Origin of the sequence: Clostridium cuniculi (genome assembly GCF_004353185.1) — a bacterium.
In the GTDB taxonomy this organism is placed as follows: Bacteria; Bacillota; Clostridia; order Clostridiales; family Clostridiaceae; genus Clostridium; species Clostridium cuniculi.
In genome coordinates this window covers 1-19799 of the sequence record NZ_SMUS01000008.1, presented here as the reverse complement: position 1 = coordinate 19799, position 19799 = coordinate 1, and the positions used below count along the sequence as shown (strand labels likewise).

At 28.7% G+C, this 19799-nt stretch carries 18 protein-coding genes and 1 other annotated feature; of the genes, 3 read left to right on the top strand and 15 right to left on the bottom strand.

Going from position 1 to position 19799, the window contains the following annotated elements; all coding sequences use genetic code 11:
- Positions 1-267: 267 nt before the first annotated feature.
- Together EJJ37_RS05275 and ileS are read right to left on the bottom strand one after the other, a co-directional pair.
- Positions 268-1266, bottom strand: a complete 999-nt coding sequence (locus tag EJJ37_RS05275; RefSeq protein ID WP_133014556.1) for a LacI family DNA-binding transcriptional regulator — start codon at positions 1264-1266, stop codon at positions 268-270.
- A 175-nt stretch (positions 1267-1441) separates the two neighbouring features.
- Positions 1442-4552 (bottom strand): isoleucine--tRNA ligase, encoded by a 3111-nt coding sequence (gene ileS / locus EJJ37_RS05270; RefSeq protein WP_133014555.1) that lies wholly within the window; start codon positions 4550-4552, stop codon positions 1442-1444.
- 162 nt (positions 4553-4714) lie between these two features.
- Positions 4715-4958, bottom strand: a binding site (T-box leader).
- Between the two features lie 288 nt (positions 4959-5246).
- Between ileS and EJJ37_RS05265 the strand changes: the two genes are divergently transcribed.
- Positions 5247-5459, top strand: coding sequence for a (2Fe-2S)-binding protein (locus EJJ37_RS05265; protein WP_133014554.1), 213 nt, complete (start codon positions 5247-5249; stop codon positions 5457-5459).
- 200 nt (positions 5460-5659) lie between these two features.
- Here the strand turns inward: EJJ37_RS05265 and EJJ37_RS05260 are convergent, their stop codons facing one another.
- From EJJ37_RS05260 to EJJ37_RS05225, 8 genes are all read right to left on the bottom strand, one after another.
- A complete protein-coding gene (locus EJJ37_RS05260; protein WP_133014553.1) occupies positions 5660-6163 on the bottom strand; it encodes a GNAT family N-acetyltransferase in 504 nt (167 codons plus the stop codon).
- 32 nt (positions 6164-6195) lie between these two features.
- Positions 6196-6435, bottom strand: a complete 240-nt coding sequence (locus EJJ37_RS05255; RefSeq protein ID WP_133014552.1) for a GIY-YIG nuclease family protein — start codon at positions 6433-6435, stop codon at positions 6196-6198.
- A gap of 62 nt (positions 6436-6497) precedes the next feature.
- Positions 6498-6848 (bottom strand): hypothetical protein, encoded by a 351-nt coding sequence (locus EJJ37_RS05250; protein WP_133014551.1) that lies wholly within the window; start codon positions 6846-6848, stop codon positions 6498-6500.
- A gap of 27 nt (positions 6849-6875) precedes the next feature.
- A complete protein-coding gene (locus EJJ37_RS05245; RefSeq protein ID WP_133014550.1) occupies positions 6876-7841 on the bottom strand; it encodes an ABC transporter ATP-binding protein in 966 nt (321 codons plus the stop codon).
- The gene (locus EJJ37_RS05240) at positions 7834-8880 is read right to left on the bottom strand and encodes an ABC transporter ATP-binding protein (RefSeq protein ID WP_133014549.1); all 1047 of its coding nucleotides are present in this window, start codon (positions 8878-8880) and stop codon (positions 7834-7836) included. Before EJJ37_RS05240 ends, EJJ37_RS05245 begins: the two co-directional genes overlap by 8 nt.
- A 14-nt stretch (positions 8881-8894) precedes the next feature.
- Positions 8895-9812: an ABC transporter permease gene (locus tag EJJ37_RS05235; protein WP_133014548.1), complete on the bottom strand. Its 918-nt coding sequence runs from the start codon at positions 9810-9812 to the stop codon at positions 8895-8897.
- Between the two features lie 20 nt (positions 9813-9832).
- Positions 9833-10786 carry an ABC transporter permease gene (locus tag EJJ37_RS05230; RefSeq protein WP_133014547.1) on the bottom strand — a complete coding sequence of 318 codons (954 nt, stop codon included), beginning with the start codon at positions 10784-10786 and terminating at the stop codon, positions 9833-9835.
- 77 nt (positions 10787-10863) lie between these two features.
- Positions 10864-12579 (bottom strand): peptide ABC transporter substrate-binding protein, encoded by a 1716-nt coding sequence (locus EJJ37_RS05225; RefSeq protein ID WP_133014546.1) that lies wholly within the window; start codon positions 12577-12579, stop codon positions 10864-10866.
- A gap of 431 nt (positions 12580-13010) precedes the next feature.
- Here EJJ37_RS05225 and EJJ37_RS05220 point away from each other — a divergent pair, with 431 nt between their 5' ends.
- Positions 13011-14186 carry a class I SAM-dependent rRNA methyltransferase gene (locus tag EJJ37_RS05220; RefSeq protein ID WP_133014545.1) on the top strand — a complete coding sequence of 392 codons (1176 nt, stop codon included), beginning with the start codon at positions 13011-13013 and terminating at the stop codon, positions 14184-14186.
- A gap of 115 nt (positions 14187-14301) precedes the next feature.
- Here the strand turns inward: EJJ37_RS05220 and EJJ37_RS05215 are convergent, their stop codons facing one another.
- The 5 genes from EJJ37_RS05215 to EJJ37_RS05195 form a co-directional block, all read right to left on the bottom strand.
- Complete coding sequence (locus EJJ37_RS05215) at positions 14302-14730, bottom strand: DUF2752 domain-containing protein (RefSeq protein WP_133014544.1); 429 nt, start codon at positions 14728-14730, stop codon at positions 14302-14304.
- A 25-nt stretch (positions 14731-14755) separates the two neighbouring features.
- Entirely contained in the window at positions 14756-15490 is a 735-nt protein-coding gene (locus EJJ37_RS05210; protein ID WP_133014543.1) for a hypothetical protein, read from the bottom strand.
- Positions 15483-16028: a sigma-70 family RNA polymerase sigma factor gene (locus EJJ37_RS05205; RefSeq protein ID WP_226891561.1), complete on the bottom strand. Its 546-nt coding sequence runs from the start codon at positions 16026-16028 to the stop codon at positions 15483-15485. Before EJJ37_RS05205 ends, EJJ37_RS05210 begins: the two co-directional genes overlap by 8 nt.
- A 156-nt stretch (positions 16029-16184) precedes the next feature.
- The gene (gene mnmL, locus EJJ37_RS05200) at positions 16185-17111 is read right to left on the bottom strand and encodes a tRNA modification radical SAM protein MnmL/YtqA (RefSeq protein ID WP_133014541.1); all 927 of its coding nucleotides are present in this window, start codon (positions 17109-17111) and stop codon (positions 16185-16187) included.
- A 153-nt stretch (positions 17112-17264) separates the two neighbouring features.
- Positions 17265-18347, bottom strand: coding sequence for a hypothetical protein (locus EJJ37_RS05195; protein ID WP_133014540.1), 1083 nt, complete (start codon positions 18345-18347; stop codon positions 17265-17267).
- 148 nt (positions 18348-18495) lie between these two features.
- Between EJJ37_RS05195 and EJJ37_RS05190 the strand changes: the two genes are divergently transcribed.
- The gene (locus tag EJJ37_RS05190; protein ID WP_133014539.1) at positions 18496-19554 is read left to right on the top strand and encodes a YkvI family membrane protein; all 1059 of its coding nucleotides are present in this window, start codon (positions 18496-18498) and stop codon (positions 19552-19554) included.
- Positions 19555-19799 lie beyond the last annotated feature (245 nt).

Sequence of the window (19799 nt, the reverse complement as noted above, 5' to 3'; positions counted from 1 at the left end):
TAGTTAATCTATCCTCTTTTATTCTACCTACTAAAATAGCAATTATTTTATATCATTATTTGATAACCTTCTTTATACCCTAATTCTCAACTTCCCAATAATATTACCTATACCTAATTGATTGTGTACCCAATTTAGAAACAACTGCTATCAGTAAACGTTATCAAATTACTTCAATTATATCATTTTTTTCCTATTACTTCAACATATTTATACAAAAAAAATAACCATCTCTAATTTTCAATAAAATTAGAGATGGTTATAAAATTATTTAGAACTTTCTCTTTGTATTAATTTATAATCTAATACATATTGATCTTGGTCTAAAGGCTTATTATTTAATATTTTAATAAGCATTCTCATTGCAACTGATCCCATATCATAACTTGGTTGCTTAACTGTAGTTATTTTTGGATAGAAATAAGATGCAACTGCATTATCATTAAATCCTATTACGCTTACATCTTCTGGAACTTTCATTCCATTTTCTCTTAATGCATTAATTACACCCATTGCAATTTCATCAGATGAGCATACTACTCCATCAAATTTTTTGCCAGTAGCTAAGAAGCTTTCAACTGCTTTATATCCACTCTTAACTTTTAAATCTTTAAAGAATTCTAAATCTTCATCAACAGCAAGACCACTTTCTTGTAATGCTTTTTCATACCCTTTATGTCTTTCTCCCCAAGCATTAGCAGCACCTTTATTAACACCAACAAAGGCAATATTCTTTAATCCTTTATCAATTAAGCTCTTTGTTGCATCATATGATGCTTGTATGTTATCAATAATTACACTTGGTAATCTACCTTCTTTGTCTTTAGATTCTGCAAGAACAGTTTTTAAATCTAATTCATTTATTATATCTAAAGTTTCTTCTTCTAAACAAGAACTCATATAGATAACACCATCAACCATTTTTTCTTTAAGTACTCTTAAATAATCCTTTTCCTTATCATAGTCAAAATCAGAGTTACATAATATTACATTATAATCATAAATATTTGCAACATCCTCTGCCCCTCTAACTATTTCTGGATAGAATCCACTTGAAATATCAGGAACTAATATTCCAACTGTTTTTGTTCTTTGGGTTTTTAAACTTCTCGCTACAATGTTTGGTCTATATCCTAGCTTTTTAATAGCATCTAATACCTTTTTTTTAGTATCTTCATTAACAACATCTATATCATTTAATACTCTAGATACCGTAGCTATTGAAACGCCAGCTTCCCTCGCAACATCTTTTATAGAAGTAGCCATATCAACATCACTCCATTTTCATTTTAATTATTAATTATACCTTTTTTTACTAATTAATACAATGAGTTTACTTATTTTTTACACTTAATAATTCATAATTTTAACTATAATATTAGTGTTTGAAAAAAGGATAGGAATTATTACTTAATCCCTACCCTTTGTAATAAAGCTATAATTATTTAATAACTTCTACAGTCATATTTAGCTTTTCACCATTTATAACTGTTTCAGTATAATTAGCTTCCTCATTGTAAACTATTTCTTGGGTTAAGGTTTCTTTCTTAATAACCTCAGCAAACTTTTTAATTACATCTAATAACATTTCGTTATCTGCTACATATAATTTAATTTTGTCTGCAACTTCAAACCCTTTATCTTTTCTCATATTTTGAATCTTAGAAATTATTTCTCTTAAGTGACCTTCTTCTCTAAGTTCTTCAGAAATATGAGTATCTAAAACAACACCAATTGAACCTTCACCAGCAAATGCATAACCCTCTAGCCCTTGCATAGTAACTAATAAGTTTTCCTTATTTAATTCAATTTCTGTTCCATCAACATTAATAACTACTACTCCACCATTTTGAATAGTTTGAGCTAATTCCATTTGGTTTCTTGCAGCTATTTCTTTTCTTATTCCTGGTATTAACTTACCATAAGCTCTTCCTAACACAGGTAAATTTGGCTTAATTTCAAAGTTAACATGAGTTGAAAGGTCAGCACCAAATTCAACTGCTTTGATGTTTAGCTCATCTGTTATTATTTCTCCATAGTATCCTGGAAGTGAATCAGTAGAAACTAACATCTTAGAAAGTGGCTGTCTATTCTTAATGTTAGCACCATTTCTTGCACTTCTTCCAAGCTTAACTATTGTATAAGCTAAATCCATTTCCTTTTCTAAGTTCTTATCTATAGCATTTTCATTAACTTCTGGCCAGCTACATAAGTGAATGCTTTCTGGAGCATTTTCATCTAATCCAACTACTAAGTTTTGATAAATGTTTTCTGTTATAAATGGAACAAATGGCGCTGCTACTTTAATTAAAGTTGTTAATACTCTATATAAAGTTACATATGCACCTATCTTATCATCAGTTAACTCTTCAGACCAATATCTTCCTCTATTTCTTCTTACATACCAGTTTGATAACTCATCAGTAAAATCTTCAATAGCTAATGCTGCTTGAGTTATTTGGTATGAATCTAACATAGAATCTACATCTTTAACTAATGTATTAAGCTTAGACATAACCCACTTATCCATTACATTTTCTGATACGAAATCATTATACTTTAGTGGATTAAATTGATCTAATTCAGCATATAACACGTAGAATGAGTAAACATTCCATAATGTTCCCATAAATTTTCTTCCAGCTTCTCCAACATCATCTATAGAGAATCTTGTTGGTAACCATGGAGCACTTGCAGTATAGAAGTGCCATCTTGTTGCATCAGCACCTTGTGCGTCTAATACATCAAATGGATCTACAACATTTCCTTTAGATTTTGACATCTTTAAGCCCTTCTTGTCAAGAACGTGACCTAAAACTATACAGTTTTCAAATGGATTTCTATCAAATATAGCAGTTGATATCGCTAATAAAGTATAGAACCATCCTCTTGTTTGGTCAACAGCTTCTGATATAAATTGAGCTGGATAGTTTTGTTCAAATAATTCTTTATTTTCAAATGGATAATGTAATTGTGCAAATGGCATTGAACCTGAATCGAACCAACAGTCAATAACTTCGTTAGTTCTAGTCATTTCCTTACCACACTTTTCACACTTTAAGTGAACATTATCTATATATGGTTTGTGTAATTCTATATCTTCTGGAACATTAATTCCCTTTTCCTTAAGTTCTGCAATGCTTCCTATACATTCTTTATGTCCGCATTCACATCCCCAAATTGGAAGTGGAGTTCCCCAGTATCTATCTCTTGAAATACCCCAGTCGATAACATTTTCTAAGAACTTACCAAATCTACCTGTTCTAATGTTATCAGGATACCAATTAATCTTATTATTATTTTCTAAAAGCTTATCTCTTAATGTTGTCATTGCAACAAACCAGCTTTCCTTTGGATAATAAAGAAGTGGTGTGTCACATCTCCAACAGTGTGGATATGAGTGTAAGTGCTTTTCAGATTTAAATAATTTATTATTTTCTTCTAACCACTTACAGATGCTTTCATCACATTTCTTAACGAACTTTCCAGCCCATGGAGTAACTTCTTCTACGAATTTACCTTCTCTATCAACTAAGTTAATGAAAGTAATTCCATTAGCTTTAGCTACTAAGCTATCGTCTTCACCGTATGCAGGTGCTATATGAACTATACCTGTACCATCTGATAAAGTAACATAATCACCATGAATTACTTCGAAAGCTTTTCCTTCTACTTTACCGAAAGGCATTAATTGTTCATATTTAGTTCCCAAAAGTTCAGTTCCAGGGAATTCTCTAACTACTTCATAGTCTTCTCCTAAAACTTTATCAGCTAAGTCTTTAGCTAATATTAATATTTCATCTCCAACTTTTGCTTCTATATATGTATAAGCTTTGTTTATACATAAAGCTAAGTTTGAAGGCAATGTCCAAGGAGTTGTTGTCCAAGCTAATATGTACTTGTTCTCTCCTCCTACAACTTTAAACTTAGCAACACAAGTTAAATCCTTAACATCTTTATATCCTTGTGCAACTTCGTGAGATGATAATGCAGTACCACATCTTGGGCAATATGGCATTACTTTATGCCCTTCATATAAAAGACCTTTATCCCACATTTGTTTTAATGCCCACCAAACTGATTCAATATATGGATTATGATAAGTAACATATGGATGTTCCATATCAACCCAATATCCAATTTGATTAGTCATTTTTTCCCACATACTTACGTAAGTAAATACACTTTCTTTACATTCTTTAACGAACTTTTCTACTCCGTACTCTTCGATTTGTTCTTTACCTGAAATTCCAAGCTTCTTTTCTATTTCAAGTTCTACTGGAAGACCATGAGTATCCCATCCAGCTTTTCTTATAACTTTATACCCCTTCATAACTTTGTATCTTGGGATAATGTCCTTCATAACTCTTGTTAATACGTGCCCAACGTGTGGTCTACCATTTGCTGTTGGAGGTCCATCATAGAAAGTGAAGTATTCACCATCTTGATTCATATCAAAATTCTTTTTTATAACATTTCTTGCAGTCCAAAGATTTGCTACTTCTTTTTCAAGACCAACAAAACCATTTGGCAATTCTACTTTTTTGTACATAAGAATTCTCCTTTCTCTACATTTATTAATTATTAAAATTATTCTCTTAAAGACATATTTTAATCCTTATTTAATGAAACTCCTTCTCCTATAGTCGAAAGAGTAATTTTTCCTTACCAAATTAAAATTTGAAGGTTCACTTAAATAAAAAAAACTTCATCCCAAAAGGACGAAGTGAATTCGCTATACCACCTAAGGTTAATAAACTCATAATTATACTATGAGCCATAATTCAGATACTTTCATATCCTATCCCTTAACGCGGGCTAACGTGATAGCTTAATCGTAAAAACTTTCAGCCTCAAACTCCTAGGTGATTTTCCTTAAGTTATCTTATGATTTCACACCAACCAATCACTCTCTTAAAAGAATAAACTAAAGTACTTATCCTAATCATAGTCTTTAATGAATTTATTATATATTAACTAATTATGCTTTGTCAATTACATCCAAAATTTTGTCATTATTTTTATTGCTAAATTTAATATTTTAAACCATTACTTATTACAATATATTAATAATATGACTATAATAATTTCCATTAATTAATAATTATTGTTATTTAATATTTAATGTTGACTATTTTAGTATACTATGATTTAATATAGTTGTTGAAACGTATTACTCAAAAATTAATTAACCTAATAATTAATTTTTGTGTTTCCTAATATCTTTGTATTTTGGAGGATCTGTTATGGAAAATAATTTAAATGCTGATATCCTTGATAAAATAACAAAAGTTTGTACTTGTAAATCTATATCTAGAGCAAAAATTAAAGAAGCTATAAAAAATGGTGCCCATACCATAGAAGAAGTTTCTAAAGTAACCGGTGCATGCACTGGAAGTTGTCATGGATTTAGATGTAAATCAAAGATTCAGGATTTAATTAACGATTATTCAAAATAATACCCAATCCAAAACTCCCCTATAAGTTTAACGATTTAAACCACTTACCTTGTAAGTGGTTTTTTATTGCAAAATTTAAGGTGAACTAATAGTTTTAAATTACTAGTTCACCTTTAGCAGTATAAGCTTCAAACTTCATCCACTTTACTGCATTAATAGTATGTGTAGTTTATATCTCTTTATACTATACTATTAAAATTTTAATTCTTAATTCTACCCATTATATATTCATCTACATATTTACCATTTCTTATTGCTGCACATTTTTTAGTTCCTTCAATTTCAAATCCAAAAGATTTATATAAATTTAAAGCTCTGGTGTTATCTATAAATACTCCTAACTCTAACCTTTTAAGCATAAGCCAGTTATCTGCTAAATCAATAATCGTAGCCATAAGTTTTTTACCAATTCCTCTTCCTTGATAATCCTTATGCACCATAATTCCTATACTACCTGAATGTCTAAGTCTAGAATTTTCAGCAACATGTAATGATATAGCTCCAACTATCTTACTTTCACCATTTTCTATTTCTTCTGCTACATACATATGTGCATTATTTCCTAAACTTTCTATAAAACTTTTACTTCTATATATTCTTTCACTAGTTATTCCTAGTATATTTTCTCTTACTCCATCCATGACCCTTAATGCATTAATTCCCTCTGCATCTTCTATTCTTATTGCTCTTATTTTTATATCCATGGTTTTGCCCCCTTAAAGTTAAAGTACCTAATTTATTTCTTTATTAGCATTAACTTCTCTTTTCTTTTTAACTGTTTAATTGCATATTCTCTTCTCATAGCCTCTACTTTATTTTCATATTCTTCAAAATAAACTAGTTCTACGGGCAATCTAGCTTTTGTATATTTTGCACCTTTTCCATTTGAATGTGCTTTAACCCTTTTTTCTAAATTGTTTGTCCATCCTGTGTATAAACTATCATCATTACATCTTAATATATATACATAATTCATATTTAACTTACCTATTCATAAAAATTTACTTTTTACAATATTATAAATCATAATATATATATTTAAAATTTATAATTAATCCAATCAATAATTCCTCCATATAGAACAATTACACAGCTTACTACTATTAATACAGTTTTATATGATAATATCCTATATTTTTCTTTCCATTGATCAATAAATACTAATTCTTTTCTATTTTTTCTACTAATCATTAACATAGCTCCTAATATCATTCCTAATGAACCTACTATTAATAATATACTCTTTACATTTTGAATAGCTTGTTCAATATTAAATTTTGATATTATTAATGAAAATATTCCAACCAAAAACGCTATTGAAAAAGTTATTAAAGTTCCAATAATAAAGCATTTTTTAAAATCATTCATAAATTCAATTGTTTTCCTCATCTATTTAATCCTCTAAACTAAAATATTTTAATATAAATGACATGCAACAAAATGATTTTTTTTAACTTCTTTAAATTCTGGAACCTCTTTTCTACAAATCTCCATACACTTATCACATCTTCCTTGGAACTTACATCCTATAGGTGTATTAATTGGACTAGGTACATCTCCACTTAGCATAATTCTTTCTCTACTTTCTTCAACATCTGGATCTGCTATTGGAATTGCTGACATTAATGCTTTTGTATAAGGATGTTTAGGATTATTATACAATTCCTCTGATTCTGCTAATTCAGCCATACTTCCTAGATACATAACTGCTACTCTATCAGAAATATGCTTAACCATAGATAAATCATGGGCTATAAATAAATATGTTAATCCTAATTCCTTTTGTAATTTAATTAAAAGATTAGCTACTTGTGATTGAATTGATACATCCAAAGCAGATATAGGTTCATCACAAAGAATAAATTTAGGTTCTACTGCTAATGCTCTAGCAATTCCTATTCTTTGTCTTTGTCCACCTGAAAATTCATGAACAAACCTATTAGCATGTTCTCTATTTAAGCCTACTTGATCTAAAGCCTTATAAATTCTTTCTTCTCTATCTTTCTTATTTTTTGCTAATCCGTGAATATCAATTCCTTCTGCTATTATATCTGCAACCGTCATTCTAGGATTCAAAGAAGCATATGGATCTTGAAAAATTATTTGAACCTCTTTGGTAAATGCTTTCTTATCCTTTCTACTTAATCCATGCACTGACTTACCTTTATAAAAAACTTCTCCCCCACTCTTATCATACATTCCAATTACAGTTCTACCACATGTAGTTTTACCACAGCCCGATTCTCCAACTAATCCTAATGTTTCTCCCTCTCTTATAAAAAATGAAACATCATCAACAGCTTTTAAAATATCTTTATTACCAACTTTAAAATATTTCTTTAAATTCTTAACTTCTAAAATCACATTTGCATCTTTACTCATTTTTTTTATCCTCCAAAATTTCATTCAACATTCCTTCTGGCATCTCTTCACTATACAACCAACATTTTGCTTGCTGAGAATTTTCAAAGGAATATTCTTTTGGTTCTTCTTCTAAACATATATTCATACAATACTTACAACGAGCTGCAAATGCACATCCCTTTGGAGGAGCAATTAAATCTGGAGGTGTGCCCTTAATTGTATCTAATAATTGTTTTCCCTTCCATTCCAGCTTAGGAACAGAGTTTAAAAGTGCCCATGTATATGGATGCTTTGGATTATAGAATATATCTCTTTTTTCTCCTGATTCTATAATTTGTCCTGCATACATTACTGCAATTTTATCTGCCATACCTGCAACTACTCCAAAATCATGAGTGATTAATATTACAGCAGTATTTAATCTATCTTTTAGCTCATTAATTAACTCTAATATTTGTGCTTGAATTGTAACATCAAGTGCTGTGGTAGGCTCATCTGCTATTAAAATTTTAGGTTCACAAGCTACTGCTATTGCAATCATTGCCCTTTGTCTCATTCCGCCTGAAAATTCATGTGGATATTGATCTATTCTCTTTTCTGCATTAGGTATTCCAACAGACCTTAATATTTTTATTGCCTCTTCCTTTGCCTCCTTTTTATTCATATTTCTATGAATAATTAAATTCTCCATTATTTGTTTTCCAATTTTCATAGTTGGATTAAGGGAAGTTAGTGCATCTTGAAATATCATTGCACAATCTCCACCTCTAAATTTTCTAATTTGCTTTTTATTATAAGCTAATACATCTTCACCATTAAAAAATATTTTACTACCTTTTTTTATCTCTCCTTGTGGAGCTTGAATTAAAGACATAATAGATCTAGCTGTAACACTTTTACCACATCCTGATTCGCCAACTATAGCTAATACCTCACCTCTATCAACTTTAAATGATACTCCTCTAACTGATTGAACTTCTCCTGCATAAGTATGATATGAAACTTTTAAATCTTTCACATCAAGAATATATTTATTTTCTTTTACCAAATTCTCCATAACTTAGATACCTCCTATTGCCTTAGTTTAGGATCTAAAGCATCTCTTAAACCATCTCCAAAAACATTAAATGATAATATTATTAGACATAAAACCATTGTTGGGAACAATAATTGATATGGATAAAATGCCATAGCTTGTTGTCCTGCTGATAATAATGATCCTAGACTAAAACTTGGTATGCTTAACCCTAATCCTAAAAATGAAAGTACAGTTTCTGAAACTATAACGCTTGGAATAGTTGATGCAACATCTAATATTATTAATCCTATTGTATTAGGTAATAAGTGTTTTATAATTACTCTCAACGGAGATGCTCCTAATGCTTCCGCAGCCAAAACATATTCAGATTCTCTTAACTGCAAAATCTGACCTCTAATCATTCTTGCAGTACCTGTCCATGCTGTAATACATAGTGCTAGCATTAATTGAAAATATCCATTTCCTAAAACAACTAAAATCAATAATGTTATAATTAAATAAGGAATACTATTTAGAACTTCAACAATTCTCATCATTATTTCATCAACAATACCACCAACATAAGCTGCTATTCCACCATATAGACATCCAACTACTACATCTATAATTGTTGCAACTATAGCTATACTTATTGATACTCTTGCTCCAATCCAAACTCTTGTAAATAAGTCTCTTCCCATTGCATCTGTTCCCCACCAAAACTCTTTGTTCGGGGATAAGTTTTTATTAGCTGTAACAACTGTTTGATAGTCTAAATTTCTTATAATTGGTGCAAAAATAGACATCAATATAATAACTACTAATATAAACAATGAACCCATAGCTATGGGATTTTTTTTCAATCTTCTCCATGCATCCTTCCAATAACTAATATTGGGTCTAACAACTAAATCTCCATCTAACTTAGATGAATCTATTAATTCAAATCTACTATCTTTCACTTTTTCCATTAATATTCTCTCCTTTATATTTATTTAACTAACCTTATACGTGGATCTACAACGGTATAAAGTATATCTGTTATAAATATTGCAATAAGATAAATTAATGCGTATAGTAATGTTAATCCCATTAATATTGGAATATCTCTATCATTTGCTGCTTGAATAAAATACTGTCCTGCTCCTGGAATAGAAAATACTCTTTCTATAAAGAATGACCCTGAAATTACTCCTGAAACAGCAACTGGTAATACCGTAATTATTGGAATAAAAGAGTTTCTAAATACATGTCTTCTAACTATCGCTAGTTCTGATAGACCCTTAGCTCTTGCCGTTAAAGTGTAATCTTGATTTATACTATCTAACATGCTTGTCTTCATTAATCTTGTGTAATAAGCTAAATAACTTCCTGCACCTGCTAGTGTTGGTAACACTGTATATTTCCATCCACCAAACCATAATTCACTTCCCTTAGGCCAACCTATTATAGGTAAATTAAATATTGGACCCTTTGCCCCGTATTTCTGTAGTAACAAACCTAATACCAGTGTAGGTACCGAAGCAAATATCATTGCCCCTATAAGAATTATGTAATCAATTACTTTACCTCTATTCATTGCTGCAACTATTCCAAGAATTATTCCAATAGTAACACCTACTACAATCTGTTGTATTCCTAACCTACTTGATACTGGCATTTTATTTTTTACTATACTAGAAACCGTATCTCCAGCATGCACTAATGATTCACCAAATTCACCCTTAAAAATATAGTTCTTTAAAGTTATAAAATATCTTTCAATTACTGGTTTGTCATATCCATACTTTTGTATAACTACCTTTTTTGTTTCTTCTGGTAACTTTTGAATCTTTTTATCAATGGCTGTTCCTGGAATTGCAGATAAAAGAAAAAAGGTTGCTGTTCCAATTAAAAAAAGAGTAATAATCATCTCAAAAAATCTTCTTATAATATATTTTCCCATAAATTTAACTCCTTTATATTTAAGTAATGCACATCAACAATTGTTGATGTGCACATATAAATTTTAAATTATTTTAACTAATTTTTACCTTCTATATAAGCATGTTTAAATTCATAAACTGCTCCAAATGAGGTAAATTGAAGATCTTTAACATAATTTTGATAGAATCTAACTGTATCTGTATAATATACTGGAGAAATAACAGCATCCTCTTCTATTAGTTTGTTTTCTAATTTTTTATATATCTCTAATAGCTTAGCTTCATCATTTTCACCCTTCGCAGATTTTAACAATTCATCATATTCTGCATTTGCATATCCTGTATGATTATTTCCTCCGTTAGATACCCAAATATCTAAAAATGTCATTGGGTCATCATAGTCTGCAGACCAACCAGTTAATGTGAAATCATATTCTAATTTATCCATTGTATTTAAGTATATTCCCCAATCTCCTTGAGTTTCAACTTCAATATTAATACCTAAATTACTTTCAATTTGTTGACTTATCCATTCTGCTCTTTGCTTTTGTAATTCAGAATCACCTTGACATAAATAAGTTAATGAATACTGACTTAAATCATCTGTTTGAAGTGATAATTCAGTTAATCCTTCCTTAAATAGCTCTTTAAGCTTGTCTGGATTATTAACATAAGTCTTAGCCTCATCAGCTAATGGTTCTTCTACTTGATCTCTGTATTTCTTATCATTAAAGTTTATAGCTGTTGGAATTATTCCATAAGATGATTGATATCTTCCTACTAAGTCATTAGTATAAACATCTCTATCTATTGCTAACCCTATTGCTTTTCTTATTTTTGCATTCTTTAATATTCCATTAGCACTTTCACTAGTTTGGTTAAAATATAAATAGAATGATCCTGGCTCATCACCAGTTTGCATTTGGAATTCTCCATTTTCTGCTTGTTGAGTCCATTTTTCTATATAATCAGTTTGAGCTCCAGTTACATCTAATTCTTGATTTTCAAATAATTGTGCTTGTGTAGCAAATTCCTTAACTTGAGTTAAGTTAATTCTATCAAGCTTAACTGAATCTGCGTCCCAGTAAGTATCATTTTTTACTAATACCATTGAGTTTCCATTATCCCAGCTTTCTATTATAAAAGGTCCATTATATACAGTATCTTTTATTTCACTAGCATATTTATCTCCTAGTCTTTCAATAACATCTAATCTTATTGGATGGAATGTTGCATATGATATCTTAGAAAGGAAGTATGGAACTGCATACTTTAAATTAAATTGCAATGTTTGATCATCAATAGCTTTTACTCCTACAGCATCAGCTGATCCTGATCCTGTATTATATTCTTCTGCACCAACAATATCATATGCTAAAAAAGCATATGCAAAACCATTATCAGGATTCAATATTCTCATAAATGAATCAACGTAATTTTGAGCTACTACAGGTTCACCATCTGACCAATTAGTTTTTCTTAAATGAAATGTCCATGTTAATCCATCTTCTGAAGTTTCCCAACTTTCTGCTCCTGCTGGAACTAATTTATCTCCTGTTCCATCATTCTCAACTCTTGTCAATCCCTCTTGAACTGCAGCAAGAATAGATGAACTTTGATTATCAGTACAATCATTCGCATCTAAAGTTGCAACCTCAAAATATATAGTATTTAACACCTGTTCATCATCTAACTTTTCACTATTGGATGAATTATTAGATGAATTGTTACTTGTTTTATTACTATTACCACAACCTGCTACAGTTAATAGCATTGTAGCTGATAGTAATACTGCAAGTATCTTTCTTTTCATAATAAATTTCCCCCTTTTTATGTTTTTTTAATTTTTATAATAATCTATAAAATTTTATAGAAATTATTCCCCAAGATTTTATTCCTTTTTTGTAATATAATTTATTTTGTTACATATTATTACATATTATATATTGCTAAATATATCATAGCTTTTTTATTAAGTCAATTAATACTATTCATCTTTTTTAACATTTTATTTACTATTTTTCTTTTTTTTAAACATTTTCTTTTAATAACATACTTAAACTCTAATTTTTAATGTCTCTATTTAATATCTCATTATAAAATTTATATAATTTAAAATTTTTGTTATATAATTAGTTTTTATTTTTATAAAAATGTCAAATATATTTTATATATTAAATTTTTCACTGTTATTTAATAGTTATGTTATAATCGTATAAGACTTAAGATAAGGAGATGTAGATAATGAGTAGTAAATTTTTCTTACATAAGGGAAAAAACAAAAGAGCTGAGCAAGGACGTCCTTGGATATACATAGATGAAATAAATGAATATGATGGCGAATATGAAAATGGAGATATAGTTGAAGTATATAACCACAAAAACCACTTCATTGGTAAAGGTTATATTAACGATAGAAGTAAAATAACAATTAGAATAATGACAAGAGATATTAATGAAGAAATAGATGAAACATTCTTTAAGAAAAGATTTGCCGCAGCATGGGATTATAGAAAGACTGTTATTGATACATCATCATGCCGATTTATATTTGGAGAAGCGGATTTCCTACCAGGATTAACAGTTGATAAATTTGAAGATTACTATGTAATTCAAATTTCTACATTAGGAATGGATAAATATAGAGATTTAATAGTTAAAATACTAGTTGAAGAATATGGTGCTAAAGGAGTTTATGAGAGAAGTGACATAAAAACTAGAGAAATTGAAGGCTTAGAACAAACTAAAGGCTTCTTAACTGAACCATTTGATACTGATATTGAAATCATTGAAAATGGTGTTAAATACATAGTTGATTTAGAAAATGGCCAAAAAACTGGATTCTTCTTAGATCAAAAGGAAAATAGAGCTGCTATGCATAGAATTTGTAAAGGTAAAGATGTTTTAGATTGCTTTACTCATACTGGTTCATTTGCCTTAAATGCAGGTATAGCTGGCGCAAAATCAGTTCTTGGAATTGACGTATCTCAACATGCTGTGGATTGTGCTACAAGAAATGCTAAATTAAATAATTTACAAGATGTTGTTAAGTTTGAATGTCATAACGCATTTGATGTTCTTGGAGATTGGTCAAGAGAAGGTAAACAATATGATGTTGTTATTCTAGACCCACCAGCATTCACTAAATCTAGAAATACTGTTAATGCTGCAATTAGAGGCTATAAAGAAATTAACCTTAGAGGTTTAAAAATGGTTAAACCAGGTGGTTACTTTGCTACATGCTCATGCTCTCATTATATGAGTGAAGAACAGCTAAAGAAAACTGTTCTTGAAGCTGCTCATGATGCTAGAAGAACTTTAAGACAAATTGAAGTTAGAACTCAAAGTTCAGATCATCCAATTCTTTGGAATTCAGATGAATCATATTACTTAAAATTCTTTATATTCCAAGTGGTATAAAAGCTTTTGCAAATAACTAAAATATAAAAAGTCGGCCTATGCCGACTTTTTAATATATACATTAATTAAAAGTAAATTAGTTAACTATTACCTTTTATATCTTACTTATTTATTATTATTTCTTATTCTCAATAATTTGATTAAGTATTGATTTTTCATTATATTTCATAGGCTCTATATCTGGAAAAAACATTATCATTCTCAAAATATACACAATCATTATTAAAATAATTGAACCTATTAATATCTGCTTAAAAAAACTTCTTTTAAAAACTATAAGTACTAATGATATAAATGGTAACCAAAATAATGGATGAAATTTAAATGCATTTATAATATCACCATTAATAACTGCTATAATAGCTCTACTCATTCCGCATGATGGACATGGAATTCCTGTTAAACCTCTTATTAAGCAAATACTTCCTGTTATTTCCCCAAAGTTTTTCATAAAGAAAAATATAATAGATAGTCCTAATAAAACTAATATTAATATCTTTCCAAGTTTAATATTTTTATTACTAAATTTAAAATATTTATTCATATCATAAACTCAATACACTTATAAATTAATAGTTGCAATATGGTATATTATTCTCATCATAATTTAAATCATTATACATAGATTTAAAGTTGCTTACCTCTTCAGAATCTATTTTATACCATTTATTATCTATATTCAGAATATCATTTTTAATAATTATTGTGTGATTACTTTCTACTCCATTAGTCTGTATTAGAAAATCCCATTCCCCTAAGGTTTGTTTTTGAATTTCTTCCTTTGGAATATCATTTATAAAGCTAATGATTTTTTCTATATCTACTTTATTATCTACAGACTTATAAGTATTTCCATCCACTATATTTTTAACTATTATCTTGTTAATGTTATTAGAATCTATAATTCCATCACCAAATCTATCTTCTAAACTAAACTCTTCTACTTCTTGTTTAGTTGCTTCATCATTCCCAATACCTCTAGTTGAAGCCTGATTGTGGCTAGCAACCTCCGGAATAGCCTCACTATACCCTGTAACTTGATTTTCTAAACTTTTCTCTATAGAATTTGACCTATTTGAATCAACTCCATATCTTATTGATGTTGCTGCTAAAAATACAAATGCAAAACATGCAGCTGTAGTCCATAGCTTCTTATTCATATACCATACATTAGTTTCATTTTTATTTTCTTTATCTAAATTTTTTAGAGTCTCTTCAAGTTTATATTCAAAAGACTTTGGTAAAACAAAATCTTCATTTTCGCTTTTACTTTTATTTTTTAAGTATTCATCAAATTTATCCATGAAGCTCCTCCTTTAAAATACTATATAGCTTTTCTTTTGCCCTAGATAATCTTGACTTTACAGTTCCTTCCTTAACATTAAGAGTTTTTGCTATATCTTTATATTTCATATCTTCAAAATAAAATAATATTGTAGTAATTCTTAAATCCTCTTCTAAGGAATTAATTGCATCATATAAAGATAAATCCTTATAATTATCATTAATTTTTATATTTTTAAAATGATCTTTATCTACAGCTACTTCTTTAGCTCTTTTTTTATATAAATTATTACTTTCATTTATTACTATTCTTATTAACCACGTTTTAAAAAACTCTTCATTTTTCAACTTTGGTATATTTTTATAAGCTTTTAATATTGCTTCACTAACTGCATCTTCTATATCCTCTTCCTTATTTAATATAGATTTTGCAACTCTATATATTGCAACTTTATTTACTCTAACTAAATTACAAAAAGCTTCTTTATCTCCACGTTTTGCTCTTTTTACTTCCATTATCAATTCATCTTTACTAAGATTATCTACTGAAGCCTCCAAATTCTTCGCTCCCTTCATCTATTAGACTTAACATTAACCCCATTTGTTCCATAAGTAAGATTTCAAACCCTTGGTTTAATTAGTAGGTGCTTCTTATCTAATTATAAATAGAAAAGCGACTGTTGCAAAAATTATTACACAGTCGCTCAAATATGTCTATTTAAAATCTTTTCCTTGCCAAATATTATTATCTACAAGTGCTTTATCAATGTCATTTAATACTTCCCATTTTTTTAAACTCCACATTGGTCCAATTAAACTTTGTCTTGGAGCATCACCTGTCAATCTATGAACTACCATCTCTTCTGGTATCATAGCTATAGCCTTACATATTAAATTAATATAATCTTCTTTGCTTAAAAGTTGTAATTCTCCGCTTTCATATTGCTCTACCATTTTAGTTCCTTTCATTAAATGTAATAAATGAAACTTAACTCCTTGAGCACCAGAATGTGCAACATAATCTACAGTCTTTAACATATCTTCTTCAGTTTCTCCTGGTAGACCAAATATAGTATGTACAACAACTTCTATTCCTCTTTCTTGTAATTTCTTTAAACTACTATCAAAGGTTTCAAAATCATAACCTCTATTAAAATTATGAGCTGTTTTATCATTTATAGTTTGTAACCCTAATTCAACCCAAAGATAAGTCTTTTTATTTAACTCTTCAAGATAATCTAAAACATCATCCTCTAAACAATCAGGTCTTGTTGCTATAGATAAAGCAATAACATTTTTTTGAGCTAATGCTTCTTCATATTTTTTTCTTAACTCTTCAACAGGTGCATAAGTATTAGTATACGCTTGGAAATAAGAAATGTACTTACCATCTTTCCATTTCTTTTCCATCATTTCTTTTCTGTCTTCAAATTGTTCAGTAATAGATAATATTCTACTTCCAGCAAAATCTCCTGATCCTCTTGCACTACAAAAAGTACATCCACCTTTTGATACCTTTCCATCTCTATTAGGACAAGTGAATCCTCCATCTAGTGATATTTTATATATCTTTTCTCCAAATTTATTTCTTAGGAAATAATTTAAGCTATGATATCTTTTTCCATTCCATTCCTTTATCATTTTTTTCTCCTTATATTAATCTGTATATTTAATGACTAATTATATTAATACTCTATTTGCTTTAAAATTAGCTTACATAACTAAAATAGAGGTAATGTATAATACATTAACCTCTTTTATTTTTTACTATATTATAAATTACTTATCAATTAATTACAATTTAATCATTTCCTCACTTTTAATATTAAAGGTATATTTACCTGTAATATCGTCAGTGATACCATCAGATTTATAAACATCAAATATTAATTTATCATCATCAAAATATTCAGCCTTAACATTATATATATCCTTATTAAAAAGCTCATCTAATTTAACATCTATCATAGTTCCATCATCTGATTTATATATGTTTAGTCTATCTATACCTGTTTTATTCTTATAATTAACAGCTATATTATCATCTTCCTTAGAAAATATAAAATTCTCTATTTGCACATTGTTTAATAAATCTACAGGTACAACCTTACTTGTAATAGGTTTTTCTAAAACTTCTTGTAACTCACTAATTGAGCTTCCTTGCGAATTTGTACTAGCAGATATATCATCTGTACCATTTTCCATTAATGTATTATCGATATAAGCAATACAAATAAAAGCATTTTTATCGTCTACAGTAGAAATAGCTATCTTTTGTCCTGTAAATCCTAAAACTACCTTTCCAAAATTATTATTAGGTACCTTTTCTTTATATAGCATAATCTTATTTTCTCTTAAATAAGTATCCTTAGGAATATTATTTAAGCTTATTACTAGACTACTTTTCCCACCTTTTTCTCCAATTATCCTTAAAGAATTATTTTTTATATATAATTCTCTTTGCGTCTTTGCTTTAATTTCACTTACGCTATAACTGTCTCCATTTCTATTTACCTTTATAGTATAACTTTCTAAATCACTCTTAGGCTCTGTACTAGAGTCTCTAATAACATTAAAAATGTAATATGCAAACTCACTACTTGCAATAGTTTTATCTAATTGAAATCCTGCTATATCAGAAACTCCTTCAGATAGATTAACATTATTATCAACTAATTCTTTTACACATACCTCGTTAGCCTTTTCTATATTGCCATTTCTAATATTTATTAAGTAATTTGTTGCTAACTCCTTTCCTTTAAATACATCAAATAAATCTAAACTTGTTTCATTATCAACCTTTACTTTGCTACATCCAATTAATATACTAATTGTTAAAACCAATATACAACTTAAAACTCTTTTAACACTAACCATATTAATCTCCTTACATATTTTATTGCCCCTATAAAAACAATCTCTTAAATTTATTTTACCTAATAAAATATAGCTTATTCACAAAAAAAGAATAATTGTACTGTAACCTTTATATATTAGATATTAGAAATATATTGGGGGGATATGCGTGAAGAAAGATTTCACTAAGATTTTTCAAGTTGCTGCTGTATTTATTGGAACAGTTGTTGGTGCTGGACTTGCTTCTGGTAAAGAAATTACTCAATTTTTTACTTCTTTTGGTTTGACTAGTTTTTTAGGAATACTTTTTTGTGGAGTATTTTATATATTGATGGGATCAATAATAGCTAAAATAGGTATTAAATATAGTCTTAACTCTTATAGTGATGTTCTAAAAATAATAAGTCCTAATTTACTTGGTAAAATAACAGGAGTAATAACAACCTTTTATTTGATTTCAAGTGCATCAATTATCCTTGCAGGAAGTGGTGCTTTAATTCATCAATTCTTTGGAGCACCTAAAATTGTTGGTTCACTAATTATGCTTTGTATTGCTTGCGTTTTTTTATTAAGGGATACTGAAGGTCTTATTGAAGTAAACTCATTTATTGTTCCTGCTTTACTATGTACAATTACACTTATTCTAGTTCTATATTTTTTATTTTGTAAAGATTCAATTTCATTACAATATATCTCTAGCTTTGAACCTCCTAAAAAAGGAGTTTTTGTTTCTACTATACTTTACGCTGGATACAACATACTTTGTTGTTCAGGTGTATTAGTTCCATTAAGTAACGAAACTAAAAGCTCCAAAACAATGGTTTACGGCATTGCATTAGGAGCTTTAGGTTTAACTTTATTATCTGGTTCTATTAACTTACTATTATTAGCTAATCAACCATATATATTTGAACTTGAAATACCATTGCTTTTAGTTGCTCAAAGATTCGGTAGTGTCATACAAGCCCTACTACTAGTAATAATTTGGCTTGAAATGTTCTCTACTGAGGTTTCAGATGTTTACTCAATTAGTAAAACATTAGAACAAAGCTTTAATATTAAATTTAAAAAGGGAATTTTTATAGTTTTAGCAGTAGCCTTACCAATATCACAAATCGGATTTTCAAATTTAATTTCAACATTATATCCCCTTTTTGGTCTATTAAGCTTAATATTCATAACACAATGTATTTATTTCTATTACAAACATAAATCAGAACTTAACTAAATTGTTCGTTACGTGGAAGCGAAAAAATGAAATATTTATTTTCCAGTAACCGTGAAATTTTCACCTAGAATTTATATAATTGATTCCGTAAAGTTGGCTAAAGTTTTTAAACTCGCTATTCGCTCAAACAGTAAAAACTTCTTTACGCAACTTTACTCCATCAATTATTAAATTCTACGGCTTAATTTCAATGGTCCTTCCAAATTAATATTTCATTTTTTCTTTTTTTCACGTAACTACCTATA